General features: G+C 70.7%; 16 protein-coding genes and 1 pseudogene. 11 read left to right on the top strand and 6 right to left on the bottom strand.

Features of this window, described 5'->3' with window-relative positions:
* Positions 1–85: 85 nt before the first annotated feature.
* The 4 genes from I7X12_RS17420 to I7X12_RS17405 all read left to right on the top strand — a co-directional run bounded on the left by I7X12_RS17420 (position 86) and on the right by I7X12_RS17405 (position 5,532).
* Complete coding sequence (locus I7X12_RS17420) at positions 86–1,342, top strand: molybdopterin molybdotransferase MoeA (RefSeq protein ID WP_198061291.1); 1,257 nt, start codon at positions 86–88, stop codon at positions 1,340–1,342.
* A complete protein-coding gene (locus I7X12_RS17415) occupies positions 1,339–3,312 on the top strand; it encodes a molybdopterin biosynthesis protein (RefSeq protein ID WP_198061290.1) in 1,974 nt (657 codons plus the stop codon). Before I7X12_RS17420 ends, I7X12_RS17415 begins: the two co-directional genes overlap by 4 nt.
* 58 nt (positions 3,313–3,370) lie before the next feature.
* Positions 3,371–4,201 carry an inositol monophosphatase family protein gene (locus I7X12_RS17410; protein ID WP_198061289.1) on the top strand — a complete coding sequence of 277 codons (831 nt, stop codon included), beginning with the start codon at positions 3,371–3,373 and terminating at the stop codon, positions 4,199–4,201.
* A 197-nt stretch (positions 4,202–4,398) separates the two neighbouring features.
* Positions 4,399–5,532 (top strand): DUF63 family protein, encoded by a 1,134-nt coding sequence (locus tag I7X12_RS17405; RefSeq protein ID WP_198061288.1) that lies wholly within the window; start codon positions 4,399–4,401, stop codon positions 5,530–5,532.
* A gap of 77 nt (positions 5,533–5,609) precedes the next feature.
* On the opposite strand, the gene I7X12_RS17400 is transcribed toward I7X12_RS17405, so the two are convergent.
* The 3 genes from I7X12_RS17400 to tbsP all read right to left on the bottom strand — a co-directional run bounded on the left by I7X12_RS17400 (position 5,610) and on the right by tbsP (position 8,621).
* Positions 5,610–5,765, bottom strand: coding sequence for a hypothetical protein (locus I7X12_RS17400; protein ID WP_198061287.1), 156 nt, complete (start codon positions 5,763–5,765; stop codon positions 5,610–5,612).
* A gap of 177 nt (positions 5,766–5,942) precedes the next feature.
* Positions 5,943–7,682: a YcaO-like family protein gene (locus tag I7X12_RS17395; RefSeq protein ID WP_198061286.1), complete on the bottom strand. Its 1,740-nt coding sequence runs from the start codon at positions 7,680–7,682 to the stop codon at positions 5,943–5,945.
* Between the two features lie 123 nt (positions 7,683–7,805).
* On the bottom strand, positions 7,806–8,621 hold the full coding sequence (gene tbsP / locus I7X12_RS17390) for a transcriptional regulator TbsP (protein WP_198061285.1): 816 nt from the start codon (positions 8,619–8,621) through the stop codon (positions 7,806–7,808).
* Positions 8,622–8,820: 199 nt separating this feature from the next.
* Between tbsP and glyA the strand changes: the two genes are divergently transcribed.
* The gene (glyA, locus tag I7X12_RS17385; protein WP_198061284.1) at positions 8,821–10,089 is read left to right on the top strand and encodes a serine hydroxymethyltransferase; all 1,269 of its coding nucleotides are present in this window, start codon (positions 8,821–8,823) and stop codon (positions 10,087–10,089) included.
* 20 nt (positions 10,090–10,109) lie between these two features.
* On the opposite strand, the gene I7X12_RS17380 is transcribed toward glyA, so the two are convergent.
* Together I7X12_RS17380 and I7X12_RS17375 are read right to left on the bottom strand one after the other, a co-directional pair.
* Positions 10,110–10,253 (bottom strand): hypothetical protein, encoded by a 144-nt coding sequence (locus I7X12_RS17380; protein ID WP_198061283.1) that lies wholly within the window; start codon positions 10,251–10,253, stop codon positions 10,110–10,112.
* A gap of 115 nt (positions 10,254–10,368) precedes the next feature.
* A complete protein-coding gene (locus tag I7X12_RS17375) occupies positions 10,369–10,767 on the bottom strand; it encodes a DUF7344 domain-containing protein (protein ID WP_198061282.1) in 399 nt (132 codons plus the stop codon).
* Positions 10,768–10,872: 105 nt separating this feature from the next.
* Here I7X12_RS17375 and ahbB point away from each other — a divergent pair, with 105 nt between their 5' ends.
* The 5 genes and pseudogenes from ahbB to lwrS all read left to right on the top strand — a co-directional run bounded on the left by ahbB (position 10,873) and on the right by lwrS (position 15,059).
* Positions 10,873–11,928, top strand: a complete 1,056-nt coding sequence (gene ahbB, locus I7X12_RS17370) for a siroheme decarboxylase subunit beta (RefSeq protein WP_198061281.1) — start codon at positions 10,873–10,875, stop codon at positions 11,926–11,928.
* A 37-nt stretch (positions 11,929–11,965) separates the two neighbouring features.
* The gene (locus tag I7X12_RS17365; RefSeq protein WP_198061280.1) at positions 11,966–12,613 is read left to right on the top strand and encodes a precorrin-2 dehydrogenase/sirohydrochlorin ferrochelatase family protein; all 648 of its coding nucleotides are present in this window, start codon (positions 11,966–11,968) and stop codon (positions 12,611–12,613) included.
* Positions 12,610–13,932, top strand: a complete 1,323-nt coding sequence (hemA, locus tag I7X12_RS17360) for a glutamyl-tRNA reductase (protein ID WP_198061279.1) — start codon at positions 12,610–12,612, stop codon at positions 13,930–13,932. The genes I7X12_RS17365 and hemA overlap by 4 nt, the downstream gene beginning before the upstream one ends.
* A 441-nt stretch (positions 13,933–14,373) precedes the next feature.
* Positions 14,374–14,649: a 4a-hydroxytetrahydrobiopterin dehydratase gene (locus I7X12_RS17355; protein WP_198061278.1), complete on the top strand. Its 276-nt coding sequence runs from the start codon at positions 14,374–14,376 to the stop codon at positions 14,647–14,649.
* Between the two features lies 1 nt (position 14,650).
* Positions 14,651–15,059: pseudogene (lwrS, locus tag I7X12_RS20930) on the top strand (LWR-salt protein).
* 4 nt (positions 15,060–15,063) lie between these two features.
* On the opposite strand, the gene I7X12_RS17345 reads toward lwrS, so the two are convergent.
* A complete protein-coding gene (locus I7X12_RS17345; RefSeq protein ID WP_198061277.1) occupies positions 15,064–15,750 on the bottom strand; it encodes a YIP1 family protein in 687 nt (228 codons plus the stop codon).
* 135 nt (positions 15,751–15,885) lie between these two features.
* Here I7X12_RS17345 and I7X12_RS17340 point away from each other — a divergent pair, with 135 nt between their 5' ends.
* A complete protein-coding gene (locus I7X12_RS17340) occupies positions 15,886–16,518 on the top strand; it encodes an HAD family hydrolase (protein ID WP_198061276.1) in 633 nt (210 codons plus the stop codon).
* Positions 16,519–16,551 lie beyond the last annotated feature (33 nt).

Below are 16,551 nucleotides of genomic sequence, written 5' to 3'. Positions count from 1 at the left end.
GCCCGACCGCGGCGGGTCGACCGTCGGCGACCGACCGCCACGGCGACGTCCGACCGCTTATTTGCCGCGCGCCGAAACCTCGGGTATGGACGAACGACGCCGGACGACGGCGGACCCACCCGCGCTCGCGACCGTCCGCGAGCGCCTCGACGAACTCGTCTCCCCGATCGACCGGACCGAGACGCTGCCGGTCAGCACCGCCGTCGACCGCACGGTCGCCGCGCCCGTCGTCGCCCGCCGCCCCGTTCCCGGCTTCGATCAGGCCGCCCGCGACGGCGTCGCCGTTCGCGCCGCCGACACCGAGGGCACGACCGACCGCGACCCCGTCGCGCTCTCGCTCGCCGAGCGCCCCGACGACGGGACGGCCGCCGGCATCGAACCCGGGGACGGAATCCGAGTCGACGCCGGTCGGCCGCTGCCGGAGGGCGCCGACGCAGTCGTCGCCCTCGAGGCGGTCGACGCGCCGGGGACGGGCCTCTCGACCGTGGCCGACACCGAACTGACCGTCACCGCTCCCGTCGAACCGAGCGAGGGTGTTCGCGCGGCCGGTGCGGACGTCGCGGTCGACGAAGCGGTCCTGGTCGCGGGCGACCGGGTCGGTCCGTCGGACCCGGCGCTCTGTACCGCTGTCGGGCGAACGCGCCTCGAGGTCTGCCAGCGGCCGACGGTCGGGATCGTCCCGGTCGGCGGCGGTCTGACCGGCGGCGACCCCGACCCCGGCGAAGTCGTCGAGACCGACGGGACGACCGTCGCCGAGTTCGTCGAGCGGGCTGGCGGGAAGGTGGTGCTTCGAGACCCGGTGGAGTCGGAGTCCTACGCCCTCAGGCCGGCCGTCGAGCGCGACCTGACAAAGGACCTGATCGTGACGGTCGGCGGGACCGGCGCCGGCGAGTCCGACCGGATCGTCGGTGTGGTCGAGCGGTTGGGTGAGGTGCTCGTCGACGGCGTCGCCGCCGATCCCGCAGGGACGACCGCGTTGAGCGTCGTCCGCGAGCGGCCCGTCCTCTCCGTCCCCGGCGACCCCGTCGCGGCGTTCGTCGCGACGACGCGACTGGTCGCCCCGGCGGTCGCCCGGCTCGCCGGCCGCGAACCGCCCGAACCGCGGACCCTCGGGGCCGAACTCGGCGCTCCGGTCGAGAGCGAGCGCGGGATCGAATCGGTCCATCCGGTGGCGCTCGAGGGCGACCGCAGGGGGACGGCGGTGCCGACCGCTCGCCCGGTGGCGGACGAACCGCTGTCGACGCTGGCGCGGGCCGACGGCTGGGTGGCGGTCGAACCCGAACGTGGACGGCTGGCCGCGGGCGAAACGGTTTCCGTCGAGCGGTGGGAGGCGTCGATATGAGCGAGCGCAAGGAGTTCCGCGACCTGGCCGACCCCGAGCGGGCCCGTGAAGTCGTCGCCTCCCTGGACCTGTCGCCGGGGACCGAGCGCGTCCCGCTCGAAGACGCTCGCGGTCGGGTCCTCGCCGAGCGGATCGACGCGGCGCTCGACGTGCCCGGGTTCGACCGCGCCGCGATGGACGGCTACGCAGTGCGAGCGTCGGATACCTACGGTGCCGACTCGGAGCCCGTTACGCTCCCCGTCGTCGGGAGCGTCCACGCCGGCGAGACGCCTGGCGTGGCGCTCGACGACGGCCAGGCGGTCGAGATATCGACCGGCGCCGTCGTGCCCGAGGGCGCCGACGCCGTCGTGATCGTCGAGCGCACCGAAGAGATAGCGCCGGACGAGGGGGAAGATGACTCCGACGCGAACCGCCACGTGCGCATCGAAACCGCAGTCACGCCCGGCGAGAACGTCATGCTCGCCGGCGCGGACATCGCAGCGGGCGAACGCGCTCTCGGTCCCGGAACCGGTCTGACGCCTCGGGAGATCGGACTGCTGTCGGCGCTGGGCGTCGACGAGGTGCCGGTCCGGGCGACACCGCGGGTCGCCATCGTCTCGACCGGTGACGAGCTCGTCCGTCCCGGTGGCGACCTCGACCACCGAGCGGGCCAGATCCACGACGTGAACAGCTACGCCGTGGCGACCGCCGTGGAGGAGGCCGGCGGCGACCCGGTCGTCTACCCCCACGTCGGCGACGACATGGACGCCATGGAGGAGACGCTCCTCGACGCGGCCGCCGACTGCGATCTGGTGTTGACCTCGGGGTCGACCAGCGCCAGCGCCGTCGACGTGGTGTATCGCGTCGTCGAAGACCGGGGCGAACTCCTGTTGCACGGCGTCGCGATCAAGCCCGGGAAACCGATGCTCGTCGGCCGGATCGGCGGCGGATCCGGTGCGAGCGACGAGAGCGGTGAGACGAGGGGAGACGGCGCCGCCTACGTCGGCCTGCCGGGCTACCCGGTGTCGGCGCTGACCATCTTCCGCACGTTCGTCGCGCCGGCGATCCGGTCGTCCGCGGGGCTCCCCGAGTCGCGAACCGCCCGTATCGACGGGGAGATGGCCGTCACCGAGCGCACCGAGGAGGGGCGCCGGCGCCTGCTCGCGGTCGGGCTAATCGAGGACGAGGCGGGCGAGACGCTCGTCTACCCCGTCGACAAGGGCAGCGGCGCGACGACGACGCTCACCGCGGCCGACGGCGTCGTCGACGTGCCCGCCGACAGGAACCGTCTCTCGGCCGGCGAGAGTGTGACCGTCGACCTGTTCTCGCCGGAAGTGCGCCCGCCGACGCTGCTGGGCGTCGGCGAGGACGACCCCGCGCTCTCGCGGGCTCTGGACCGCCTGGAGCGGCCGCGGTACCTCGCTCGCGGTTCGAGGGGCGGACTCCGAGAGTTGCGCGACCGTCTGCCCGACGTGGCCGTCGTCGCCGGCCCGTACGACGCCGACGCGGAGGGCGTCGCCGACGCGACGGACCTGGGCGGCTGGTCCCGCGAGTGGGGCCTGGTCGTCCCCGCCGGCAACCCGGCGGGCGTGACGGGGCTCGCCGACCTCGTCGACAGGGACCTGTCGTTCGTCAACCGCGGCACCGAGTCGGGACTGCGGACGAACCTCTCGAACGCGCTGGCCGACCTGGCCGACGACCGCGGCGTCGAGCGGCGGACGGTCACGGAGTCGGTCTCGGGGTTCGACCGCGCCGCGCGAGCCTTCGAGAGTCCCGCCAGGTCCGTAGCCGCCGGCGACGCCGACGCGGGGCTGGGACTGCGCGCGACGGCCGCGAAACTGGGGCTCGGCTTCGTCCCCGTCGGCTCCCAGTCCGTCCGGGTGCTGGCAAACCCCGACCGACTGGAGAAGCCGAGCGTGCGGGAACTGGACGGACTGCTGGAAGACGTCTCCCCGCTGGTGGACGGGCTCGACGGGTTCGAGTCCCGGTGAGGGTCGGGCGGACGACGGTACCACAGCCCCTTTTTCCGCGGAGCGCGGACACCGAACCGTGACAGACGCACACAGGCGAGTGGCGGTGGCCGAGCGGGCGGCGCGGGCGGGCGGCGCCGTCGCTCGGCAGGCGTTCCGCGGGGACCTGGCCGTCGAGACGAAGGCGGACAAGAACGACCTGGTGACCGAATCCGACAGAGACGCCCAGCGGCAGGTCGTCTCGACGCTGCGCGCGGAGTTCCCGAACGACGCGGTCGTGGGCGAAGAGGAGGCGGTGCCGATGGGGCCGGCCGGCGAGGAGACGGAGATCCTGTCGGCGGTTCCCGAAACCGGTGACACGTGGGTCGTCGACCCGATCGACGGGACGGCGAACTTCGCGCGCGGGCTGCGTACCTGGGGGACCGCGGTCGCGGCGGTGGCCGACGGGGATCTAGCTGCGGCGGCCGTCTACCTGCCGGCGACCGAGGACATGTACGCCGCAGGGGCCGAGACGGGAACCCGGAACGGGTCGGCGCTGTCGGTCAGCGACCGGACCGACCCGGAGACGTTCGCGGTCGCGCCCGTCGGCCGCTTCGAGCGCGGGGCGGGTGACGAGCTGGGAGCCATCGCCGAGGCAGTGATCGACGATCTGGGTGATTTCCGGCGGTTCGGGAGCATGCAGGCGACGCTGTCGTTCGTCGCGAGCGGCGAACTCGACGCTGCGTTCTCGACGTACACGCCCGATCCGTGGGACTCGCTGGCCGGGATCCACCTCGTCCGGCGGGCCGGCGGAACGGTCACCGACCTGGCCGGCGAGCCGTGGACCCGGGACAGCGAGGGGGTCGTCGCGAGCAACGGGGAGGCTCACGAAGCGGTCTGCGAGGTCGCGCGGGCGGCCGAGTCGGTGTAGCGGGTCGGCCGGCGTGCCGGTGGTCGTGTCGTCCGCTCGCCGACGTATCTCGTGGGTCGCTTCGTTCCCAGCTCGTCAGGTCCGTGGCCTCGCTGCGCTCGGCCACGCGGCTCGCGGCTCCGCCGCTCGCTTCGAGGTCTCCCTGCGGTCGACCTCGCACCGGAAGGCTAAACAGCGAGACGCGCGGGATACCGGCCATGGAGAACGAGCAGGTGCTGACCGAGCGGACCTGGCTGGGGGCGTTCGTCGCGCTCGTGGCGGCGCTCGCGGTCGGGTCCCTCGTCGCCACCCGGCAGGTCTACGACCAGTTCGTCTGGCGGTACTTCTGGGGACCGATCTACTCGGACGCCAACAACGCCCGCTGTGCCGTCCTGACCGGCGACGGGATCGAACTGCTCGGGAGCAGCGCTGCCTGTCGGGCCGCGACCGGCGTCGTCGCCGAGACCGGCTACACGACCGTCTCGACGTTCGGCTACATGGCCGTGCTGGTGTTCATGCTCGGCGGCGTCTACCTGCTGCTCGACCGGCTGGACGTGGGCGGGGACAAACGACTGTTCCTCTCGCTGGTCCCGTTCATGCTGTTCGGCGGCGCCGTCCGGGTCGTCGAGGACGCGACCGACGCCGCGGTCGCGGCCGGCGTCGAGCCGGTCGTCAGCTATCCGCTGAACGTACTGTTCATCAGCCCGATCATCTACGTGACGGTGTTCCTGATCACCCTCGCGGCGCTGCTGGCGAGCATGTGGCTCGAAGCTCGGGAGCTGGTTCGGAACCGCTACCGGGCGCTGGCCGGGTTCGGGATCGGGGTCCTCGCGCTCACGCTCGGGTACCTCTTCGTCGTCGCGTTCACCCGCGAGTACGTCTCCTTCTATCCGCAGATCCTGCTCGTCGACGTGGGACTTGCGTCCGTGCTCGCCTACCTCCTGTACGTCGGCGCCGACCGCTACGAGCCCGCGATCAACGCGGGGACGGGGATCGTCGGACTGGGGATCCTCTGGGCGCACGCCATCGACGGCGTGGCCAACGTCGTCGCCGCCGACTGGCTGCCCGAGCTGGGTCACCCCATCGACGCCTACGGAGCGAAACACGTCGCCAACCGGGCGATCATCGACGTCACCGAGGCGCTTCAGCCGGCGTCGCTGTCGGCCGTCGTCGGGACCTCCTGGCCGTTCCTGTTCGTGAAACTCGCCGTCGCCCTGGGGATCGTGTGGCTGTTCGACGAGCGGATCTTCGAGGAGAGCCCGCGCTACGCCGTGCTCTTGCTCGTCGCGGCCGCGGCCGTCGGGCTCGGCCCGGGCACCCGGGACATCCTCCGAGTGACGTTCGCGATCTGAGCGGCGGCCGTCGGGTCGCCGACGGGCCGGCCCGGCCGCTCCTGGGTACGTCGAAAGCCGACGGAGAATCCCGACCGTCAGACCGTTTCGAGCGCCGACTCCGGGTAGTAGCGACTGCCGCAGGTCGGGCACTCGGCCACGGTCACCTCGCCGCCCGTCGCGGGCGACGCCACGCTCGTCCGCACCAGTTCTCGGTCGCAGTCTGTACACGGGAGGTCGAACTCGGATACCATGATGCACTCCTCTGACGGTCCGCTTCGGGCCTGCAGAAGCGACGCCAGGTTCCGTGTCAACTATGCCCACCCGCCGACATAAATCCTCGTATTAGTCGTTTTCGTTGCATATTCCGCGTCCTGGGCGGGGTACAATAAATCGGGGCAGCGGACGGACTCGAAGCGGCTGGCGGCCCGTCAGGGATAGGGGTGGTGGTCGCGGTCGAGGGCGGGCTCGAAGCCCATGTCGGTGGGGACCGAGCGGGCGCGCTCGCCGAAGTAGGGGTCGCCGAAAAAGAGCGGTTGGGCGCTCGGGACGACGACGCGGACGGCCTCGAAACCGAGCCGTCGCACGTCTCTGGTGGTCGTCCGGGCGGCGTACGCGGCGCAACCGGCGTTGACGACACGGTCGAGGACGGCGTCGAGGTGGGCGCCGCCCTCGGGGACGGTCGCCGGTCCGACGGAGGCGGCGTCGACGGTCGTCTCAGGGGTGACGAACTCGTCGACGATGGCCGGGCGGTCGGCGTAGTGGCCGATAGCGCCGTCGGTCTCGGCGGCGCCCTCGCGACCCATCCCGTCGAGTTCGACCCAGTTCTGGACCGCTTCGGCGAGGGCGTTGCGAGCGGCGCGGCCGGCGTCGAGGTGGGCGGCCGTCCCGAGTGCGAGTTCCGGCCACGCCTCGTGGGTGACGGCGACCGCGACGACGGGTACGTCGACGTCCTGCGTGAGCAGGAGTGCGGTCGCGTCGAGTCCCTCGGCGCCGGCGCGGGCGGCCAACCGCTCGTAGCCGGGGTCGGACACGTCCAGACCGAGCGGGTCGAACGTGGAGTACCAGGCGATCGTCGTCGCATCGCGCTCGACGACCTCGTACAGCCCCGACAGCAGCGCCTCGACGGAGGAGTTCCCGAGGCCGAGTCCCGTGGTGACGGCGGGGCGGATCGTCCGCTCGGGCGGCGGGTAGTGGACGGCCTCGGCGGGCAGGGAGACGGGCTGTTCCGTGACCAGGTCCGTCCCGCGGACCCACGGGCGCTCGGCGCGGTCGCCGCCCGAATCGGTCCCGCCGCCTTCGGCTCCGACCCAGCTCTCGGGGCGAACGAACTCCGAGGGCGCGACGGCGTCGGCGAGATCGGTCGCTGCGGCGGTCTTGAACTCCCCCTCGCGATAGACGCCGGCGCAGTAGCGCTCGTAGGCCTCGCCGAGCGCCTTCATGAACGCGGCGTCCCAGCCGGGGTCGACGCCGGCCGCCTGTCTGGAGGCGGCGCCGTCAGCGAACGCGCTCGTGTCGCAGATCTGGGCGAGGTAGTACGGCGCCGGGTAGGACTCGGCTTCGCCGACCTGCTGGACGACGCCGACGCGGTCGTCGAGGCCGCGTTCGGCTCGCGAGAGCGACCGCTCCACGTCCCGTTCGAGGTGGCCGCGGTCGAGGACGCGGTCGCGGCCCTCGCCGCAGTCACAGGCCGGCACCGGGAGGAACTCGCGTTCGGTGTGCGGGAGTTCGACTACGGTCCCGAGCGGGTCGGTCGCTGCGGGGTCGAGTAGCTGGGTAGCGCGACGGCCGGCGACGGCGCCTGCGAAGCGAGCAGTGGCGTCGGCCGGCGCGGCGGTCGGGTCGGCGTCGGCGTCGACGTTCGACTCCACGCGTGCAGCGAGACACCGGTAGCAGGCCCCCTCCGGGTCGAACGCCGCGACGGACGCGTCGACGACCGGCACGCCACCGACACCGCCGAGTTCGACCGCGAGCCAGGGGACGCCCGCCTCTCGCGCCCGGTCGCTCGCTCGCTCGAACGTCGCCGCGCCCGCCCGGTCGACCACCACGGCGAGTCGCGTCCCGGGATCGAACGCCGCGCTCTCGGGCCGTTCGAGCGGTTCGTCCGCGTCGCCCAGCGCCGCCGCGACCGCGTCGGCAGCGGGGCCGGATCCGACGAGTTCGACTGTCATGCCAGCCCGGAGGGCGCGACGGGTAGAAAAGCCCGGGGACTCGTCAGCGGTGACCGGCCGTCGGCGACCTTCGGGGCGGGTCGGTCCTCGGCACTTCAGTGGGCGGCGCTCTCGCGGCGACGGTCACTCGTCCAGTCGATCCTGGGCGACCGCTCCCAGCTCCGGCGTGTCGAGGTCGCGCAGGTCCTCGGCCAGCCGGAGCCGGAGACGCGGCCGACCCACGTCGATGGGCACCTTCTCGGTGGTGACGACCTCGCTGTCCTCGAGACGGGTCTTCATCCGCGAGAAGGTGGCCTTGCTCGCCAGCCCCACGTCTTCGCCCCACTTGCTCATATCGTAGAGCAACTGGCCGTTGCGCGCAGCGACCAGCAGGGCGATGGCGACTTCGCCCAGCCCCTCGCCGTCGCCCTTCGCGACGTCCAGCGAGTCGAGCAGGTCGTCGAAGTCCTCGGCCGTGTCGGCACCGATGTCGGCGGCGAGTGTCTCGCGGACCGCCGACAGCGGCGGCGTCCGGAGCGAGTACGCCTCCGCGTCGGCCCACTCGCGCTCGTAGCGCCCCCGCATGTCACCGACGAAGGCGTCGTCCGTCGTGGTCAGTCCGCCGACGCGCTCGTCGGCGACGACCAGCGAGACGACCGCAGACTCCGTCACCAGCAGCGACGCCTCGGGAGCGTCCGCCAGCACCCGCAACTCGAGCGTCCCGGCGTCGACGAGGTCGGCGGCGTGCCCCGCGACGACGAAGTCCGCGAGCACGTCCTTGATCGGGTCACCGGGAGCGAGCAGCCGAACCGTCGGCCGCGCCTCGACCTCGTGGAGCCCGAATATCAGCTCGGAGATAGTCTCGCGTGTCGGGTTGACCGCGTAGACGACGCCGCTGCTGTCCCGAAAGACGCCCGCCAGAACGGCACCCACGTCCGCCTCGAGAAAGTTCGAACTCATCTGATAGCTATGGTATTTCTCATTATCACACTTAATTTTACCGCCAGTGCTCGTTGAATTGACCCGAAGGGGGCCCCAGGCCGGCGATCCATCACGGTCCCGTCCGGGACTCCGAATTCACGGCGCAGACCGGCGACGAGCGGGCTCGGTGGCTCGTCGAAAAGGTAGATTATTGACGGAGCGACGCCGAGTGGACACCATGAACTACGAGACGGTCCGGTCGGTGGACCCCGAAGTCGCCGACGCGCTCGAAGCGGAGGTCGACCGCCAGGGCGACACGCTGGCGATGATCGCCAGCGAGAACCACGTCAGCGAGGCGGTGCTCGAAGCCCAGAGCTCGGTCCTGACGAACAAGTACGCCGAGGGCTATCCGGGCTCGCGCTACTACGGCGGCTGCGAGCACGCCGACACCGTCGAACAGCTCGCTATCGACCGCGCCAAGGAGCTGTGGGGCGCCGAGTACGTCAACGTCCAGCCTCACTCGGGTTCGCAGGCGAACATGGCCGTCTACACCGCGATGCTCGAACCCGGCGACAAGATCCTCTCGCTGGACCTGACCCACGGCGGCCACCTCAGCCACGGCCACCCGAAGAACTTCGCCGGTCAGGTCTACGAGGTCGAGAACTACGAGGTCGACGAGGAGACCGGCCGCATCGACTTCGACGAGGTCCGCGCCCACGCGGAGGACTTCGACCCGGACATGATCGTCTCGGGCTTCTCCGCGTACCCCCGCGAGGTCCAGTGGGAGGAGTTCCAGGCCATCGCCGACGACGTGGACGCCTACCACCTCTCGGACATCGCGCACATCACCGGCCTGGTCGCCGCCGGTGTCCACGACTCGCCGGTCGGCGTCGCGGACTTCGTCACGGGCTCGACGCACAAGACCATCCGCGCCGGCCGCGGCGGCATCGTCATGGCCGACGAGGAGTACGGCGACGCCATCGACTCGGCGATCATCCCCGGCACCCAGGGCGGCCCGCTCATGCACAACATCGCCGGCAAGGCCGTCGGCTTCCAGGAGGCGCTGCAGCCGCACTTCGAGGCGTACGCCGAGCAGACCCTGAAGAACGCCCAGGCGCTGGCCGACCACCTCGAAGAGCACGGCTTCTCGCTGGTTTCGGGCGGGACCGACAACCACCTCGTGCTCGTCGACCTGCGCGATTCCCACCCGGACGTGACCGGGAAACAGGCCGAGGAAGCGCTCGAAGACGTGGGGATCGTCCTCAACGCCAACACGGTCCCCGGCGAGACGCGCTCGCCGTTCGTCGCCTCGGGCATCCGCGCGGGCACGCCCGCGCTGACGACCCGCGGCTTCGACGAGGACGCCTGCGAGACCGTCGGCCACTGCATCGCCGAGGTCATCGACAACCCCGACGACGAGGACGTCAAGGCCGAGGTCGCCGAGATCGTACAGGGTCTCTGCGAGGAGTTCCCGCTGTACGACGACGAGGGCCTCGTCTTCGAGTAGTCGCGTCCCCCTTCGTCCGGTTACAGCGGTTCGTCCGGACCGACCCCCTCGCTCCGACGGATCAGGTCGCCGTCGACCCGGATCGCGCCGGTCCCGTCGACTGTCACGGAGTGGCCGAGAACCACGAATGTCAGTTCCCACTCTTCGCGCCCCATCGCGGCCATCGAACCGAGGGCCTCGGTGGCGACGTAGTCGTACGCCGAGACGCCGAGTGTAGTTCGACGCTCTCGACGGCGGCGACCGCTCGCACCAGACCCAGCGGGAGGGCGTCCGTCGCGCTCACGTTTCACACCCTTCTCTGCGTTCTTCCAGACGCTGGCACGACTCGGTGAGCTGCACCGGGATCTCGTCGGCGTGAGCGTGCAGCGCTTCGAAGACGACGGCGACCTCCTCGAAGGCCGGCCCGCGACGGACGCGTAGCGGCTCGCGGTCCCACTCGACGAAACCGTGCTCGGCCAACGCCGGCAGGTGCGAGTGGACCAGCTCGACGTACAGCTTCTCGGGATCACCGGGCAGGTACGGCGGATTGGCCGCCTCCGGGAGCGACAGCTCCCGGTCGGGCGGGGCCTCCAGCAGCGCCACCACCATCTGCCTGTGCGGCTCCGCCGCGAGCGACCTGAACACGCTGTTCCACCGCTCGATCATCTCCGCGGCGCCGTCGTTTCGGTCGTCGGACATGCATCTCCGTTTGCTAGCGTGCGACATACCGTTTTGGGGACGTGCCCTCGCGGCCGCTCGAGCGTAGACGGGCCGTTTATGCCGCTCGATACCTGAGTTCGGGGTATGACCGACCTCGACGACGTCGACCGGGCGATCCTCAACGCCTACCAGGGCGGGTTCCCGGTCGTCGCGGACCCCTACGAGCCGGCGGCCGAGGCGCTCCGCGAGCACGGGGTGGACGTGACTGCCGACGAACTGCACGAGCGCCTCGCGGCGATGGACGAGGAGGGGGTCCTCACGCGATTCGGCGCGCTCATCGACGCCGAGGCGATCGGTGGGACGGCCACGCTCGTCGCGATGCACGCGCCCGAGGAGCGCTTCGACGAGGTGGCCGAGCAGGTCAACGCTCACGCCGAGGTGGCGCACAACTACGAGCGCGAACACCCCCATCTCAACATGTGGTTCGTCGTCAGCGTCGCCGACGAGGCCCGCGTCGACGAGGTACTCGCCGAGATCGAGGACGAGACCGGCCAGGAGACGTACAACCTCCCCAAACAGCGGGAGTTCCACGTCGGTGCGAAGTTCCCCGTCGAGGGGCCGCTCGAAGACAGCGACGGCGGGATCGACCTGTCGGGGCTGGGACCGGCCGTCGAACCGGCCGACCGCGACAGTCTGACGCCACGCGAGCGCGACCTCGTCGTCGAGATCCAGGGCGGCTTGCCGACGACGCGGACGCCTTACGAAGACGTGGCCGACGCACTCGACGAGGACGCCGAGTGGGTGCGTTCGACGATCAAACGGTTCGACCACGAGGGGAAAGTGCGGCGGGTCGGCGTCATCCCGAACCACTACTCGCTTGGCTACTCCGAGAACGGGATGACCGTCTGGGACGTCCCCGACGAAACCGTCGAGGAAGTGGGGCAGGCGGTCGCCGCCTTCGACTTCGTCACCCACTGCTACCGGCGGCCGCGCCACGAGGGCGTCTGGCCGTACAACTTCTTCGCGATGACCCACGGCCGCAGCGAGGAAGAGAGCGAGGCCCGCGTCGAGCAGGTCCGCGAGAAGATGGCCGAACACTGGGACGTGACCGACGACGACTGGGACACCCTGTTCTCGACGGGCATCCTGAAGAAGACGGGCATCCGCATCGAGGAACGAGCGGACGCGAACACGGCCTGAGAGTCACCGACGAACACGATACACCGAAACACCACCCGTGATCCCACTGCTCCACGACTTCGACGACGAGACGGTCCTGATATTCGGCGGCGGCCGCGTCGGTGCCCGGAAAGCCCGCCGATTCGACCGCGAGGCACACGTGGTCGTCGTGAGCCCGAGTTTCGCCGACGCCGACTTCGGCGGCGCGGAACTGGTCCGCGAAGCGCCCGACCCCGACGACGTTCCCGACTGGCTCGACCGGACCGACCCCGCACTCGCGGTCGCGGCGACCGACGACGGGGCGTTGAACGAGCGGATCGAGACCGAAGCTCGCGAACGCGGTGCGCTGGTCAATCGGACCGACGAACACGGCGAGCGCGACCCCGGAAGCGTCGTCGTCCCGGCGACGGTCCGGGACGACCCGGTGGTCGCGGCGGTGGCGACCGGCGGCGCGAGCCCGGCGTTGAGTCGGCTGCTCCGCCAGCGGATCGAGAACGAGATCGCCGACGCGGGCGCGATGGCCGAACTGACCGGCGAGATCCGGACGGAGCTACAGGCCGACGGTGTCGATCCGGACCTGCGCAGGGAGGCGGTGCGGGCGGTCGTGCGGTCGGACGCGGTTTGGAAGGCTTTAGATAGTGGGAAACCGAACCCTCGACAAGTGGCAGCGGACGTGATCTCGGACGTGACAGGTGAGACAGCGTGACGGTCGGCACGGGCGTCATCTCGGGTGCGAGCGTCGACATCGACCACGCGACGATCGACGAGCTCGAGGCCGCGACCGTCGAGAGCCAGCGCGCGGGCGTCGAGCGCCTGCTGTCGGTGCCCGCCGTCGAAGAGGCGTACGTCCTCCAGACGTGCAACCGGGTCGAGGCCTACGTCGTCACGAGCGACGGCCCCGACGGCCGCGCGGCGCTGGCCGCCTTCTTCGAGGGCGTGCCATCGGACGTACTGGTCGAACTCGGCCACGAGGAGAGCCTGCGCCACCTCATGCGGGTCGCGTCCGGGCTCGAATCGCTGGTCGTCGGCGAGGACCAGATCCTCGGCCAGGTCGGAGACGCCTACGAGGACGCCCGCGCGGCCGGCGGCGTCGGTCGCCTGCTCGAAGAGGGCGTCACCAAAGCGATCCACGTCGGCGAACGCGCGCGCACCGAGACGGCCATCAACGAGGGGTCGGTCTCGCTGGCGAGCGCGGCGGTCACGCTCGCCGACGAGGAGGTCGGCGTCGACGGCGCCGAGGCGCTGGTCGTCGGCGCGGGCGAGATGGGTCGGCTCGCCGCCCAGTCGCTCGCGTCGCGGGTCGACCACCTCTACGTCGCCAACCGCACCGTCGAGCGGGCCGAGCACCTCGCCGAGACCGTCGACGCCAGCGCGACCGTCGTCGAACTGGGCGACCTCGACGGGGCCGTCGAGCGCGCGGCGGTCGTCGTCACCGCGACCGGGTCGACCGACTACGTCTTCGAGAAATCGACCGTCTCGGACACCGGCGAAACCTTCGTCGTCGACATCGCTCAGCCCCGTGACGTGCAGCCGACCGTGACCGAACTCCCCGACGTGACCGTCCGCGACCTGGACGCGCTGCAGACGGTCACCGACGAGAACCGCGCCCAGCGCGCGGAGGCAGCCACGGCCGTCGAGGAGATGATCGACGTCGAGTTCGAGCACTTGCTCGCCCAGTACAAGCGCAAGCGGGCCGACCGCGTCATCTCGGCGATGTACGAGAGCGCCGAGCGCGTCAAGGCCCAGGAGGTCGAGACCGCCCTCGACAAGGGCGACTTCGACGAGAGCCAGCGCGAGGTCGTCGAAGCGATGGCCGACGCCGTCGTCAACCAGTTGCTCGCCGCGCCGACCAAGAGCCTGCGGGACGCCGCCGAGGAAGACGACTGGTCGACCATCAACACCGCACTCCAGCTGTTCGACCCCGAGTTCGGCGCGGAGAGCGAGTCTCACGGGGGCGACGCGATCCCCGAACACCTCCGCGACCAGATGCCCGACGCCGCCTTCGACCAGATGGGCGACGACTAGGCGCGGTGCGATCCTAAACTAACTTTGCCTGCGACAGTTCGCTTCGTCCGTCAGTGCCAACTCCCGTGACCGCGCCCCTGATCGAGGCTACACCACCGACTGCCACCGCAAACAGCGTGAAATCCCCGACGCGCTCGACTCGGGCGGCTCGCTGTGCTCCTCACTCGCTTCGCTCGTTGCGGTGCTTGCTTCCCCGTCCTTCGTCGAGCGCGTCGCTCCTTTCATTCCCGCCCGCACAGACTGGCCGATCAGCCGACGTGGGTGGGAACGAAAGGGGCCGACCGGAGCGGTCGGGGGCTTTCACGCTGTCTGCGGTTCCAGTTCGAGGAGCGGTCGTCGTGTTCGCACTTCGAATTCGAGGAGCGGTCGTCTCGACCCAGACCCCGGACGCTTCGACTCGTCGGCCGAACTTTCATGCGCGTACCGCCCCACGGGTCCGACATGGCAGATCTGCTATCCGACGATGAGGTCGAGGCACAGCTACCGGACGACTGGGAGCGCGACGGCGACGAGATCGTCCGAACCTACGAGTTCGACGCCTACCTCGACGGCGTCGGCTTCGCCGCGGGCGCGGGCGGCGTCGCCCAGGACGCCTTCCACCACCCCGAGATGACCATCGGCTGGCGCGAAGTCGAAGTGCGGCTGACCACCCACGACGAGGGCGGCATCACCGACAAAGATATCGAACTCGCCGAGCGGTTCGACGACCTGCGCTGAGATGGGGCGGGGCGACGACGGCGGGAGCGGCTCACCGGCCGCGGCCTACGTCTTTCGAGTGACGGTGCGGCTCGACCCCACCGATCGGGACGTCTGGGCCCAGCCCGACACCTTCGAGACGACGGTGTTCCGGGGGGCGGATCCCCCCGGGGAGCCGGGTTGGCTGTACTTCCGGGACAACCTCTGGCGTGGCGAGTGCGGCGACGCGGCACACATGCGCGCGGTCGCCGAAGACGCTGGACGTGGGAGTCGACAGCGTCGACTTCCGCGAGTTGCGGACGACACGGGCCCACCTCGACGACCTGCGCGCGGCGGTCGCCGCGGATCTGGACGCGTTCAACGCCGAGACGGTCGACGAGGCGCTGACGAAGTACCTCGGGAGTTCGATCCACGTCACCGAGGAGATCTGAGCGCCTACAGCAGGCCCAAGACGCGACCGGCGGCCGTCGCGAGCGTCCCGACGGCGTTGAGCGTCGCGAGCGCCGCGGGCAGGGCAACGGCGGCGAGCGCCTGTCGTCGGGTGAGTTCGCGAGCGTACTCGGCGGCGAGAACCCACAGAGAGACCGTCCAGAGCGTAAACAGCGGACGGACGGCGATCGCCGCCAAGCGGGCCGGATGGTCCGCGAGTTCGGACCGAGCCCACTCCTGGAGGGCCGCCTCCGTAGCGAACTCGGGAGCGTCGAGGAACATCGCTGCGACCGCGAACGTCCGCACGGCCGTCGGAACGAGCGTCGGCACGAACGCCCATCCGACGAACGCGAGAAGGCGACGGAACGACCCGTTACCGTCGAAGTACAGCGAAACGAGGTAGGCGACGACCGCGACGGCGATCCAGCCCACGAAGTAGAGCGCCCCCGTGGCCCACAGCGAGAGGACGACCTGCCGGGGCGCCGAGATGCGTCGTTCGCCCGAGGCGTAGACGATCGCCCCCGCGTCGGCAGGCGTCACGACGTCGCCGACCGCCTGCAGGACGACGGCCGTCACCGCCAGCGCCAGCAGCGCGTGGCCGGCGACCACTGCCGTCGGTCCGACCAGCGAGGTGCCCTCCTGTCGGACGGTAAAGAAGGCCTCAGGGTCGCTCACTAGCGTCCGTAGGTCCATGGTACGTCGACACCGTCGTCCGTCCGGTGCTTAAATCCGCCCGGTCGGGCCGCTACGGGACTGGCGTGAGGTACTCGACGACGAGGCCGTCGCCGGAAGGTACTTACTCGCCACCGACCTACCGAAGAGATCCCGATGGCCCGTGACGCGTACGATTTCTGGCTGTTCGATCTCGACGGGACCGTCGTCGACATCGACCCCGACTACCCCCGACGACTCGTTACCGAGATCGGAGACCGACTGGGCCACGCGTTCACCGACCGCGAGGCCGAGCTGCTGTGGTACGGCGTCGGCGGCGCCCGCGAGGAGGTCTTCGCCGACCGCGCGCTCACACCCGAACGGTTCTGGGAGACCTTCCACGCGGTCGAAGATCCGCGCGCCCGCGCCGAGTCGACGTTCGTCTACGACGACGCCGCCGCGTTCGTCCGCGACCTCGACCGCCCGACCGGCCTCGTTACCCACTGTCAGTCCTATCTCACCGAACCGCTCCTCGAGTACCACGACATCGCCGACTGGTTCGACGCCGTCGTCTGCTGCGACGACGACGTCGGCTGGAAGCCCGACCCGACTCCCGTCGAGCACGCGATACGCCGCCTCGACATCGGTTCAACTGGACACCGAGGCGCCCTCGTCGGCGACGACCCCGTCGACGTGGGCGCCGCCTGGAACGCCGGGCTCGACGCCGTTCACGTCGAGCGAGCCGACCCGCTCGAACGCGGTCAATGCGTCCTCGGTGATCACCGAGTGGACGGGCTCGACGAACTGTAGCGCGCCTCCCACCCCGGTAGGGTCGATTGGACG

The sequence above is a fragment of the Halosimplex litoreum genome (assembly GCF_016065055.1).
Classification (GTDB): domain Archaea; phylum Halobacteriota; class Halobacteria; order Halobacteriales; family Haloarculaceae; genus Halosimplex; species Halosimplex litoreum.
The sequence above is the reverse complement of the archived record's forward strand: the minus strand, read 5'-3'. Positions and strand labels throughout refer to the sequence as shown.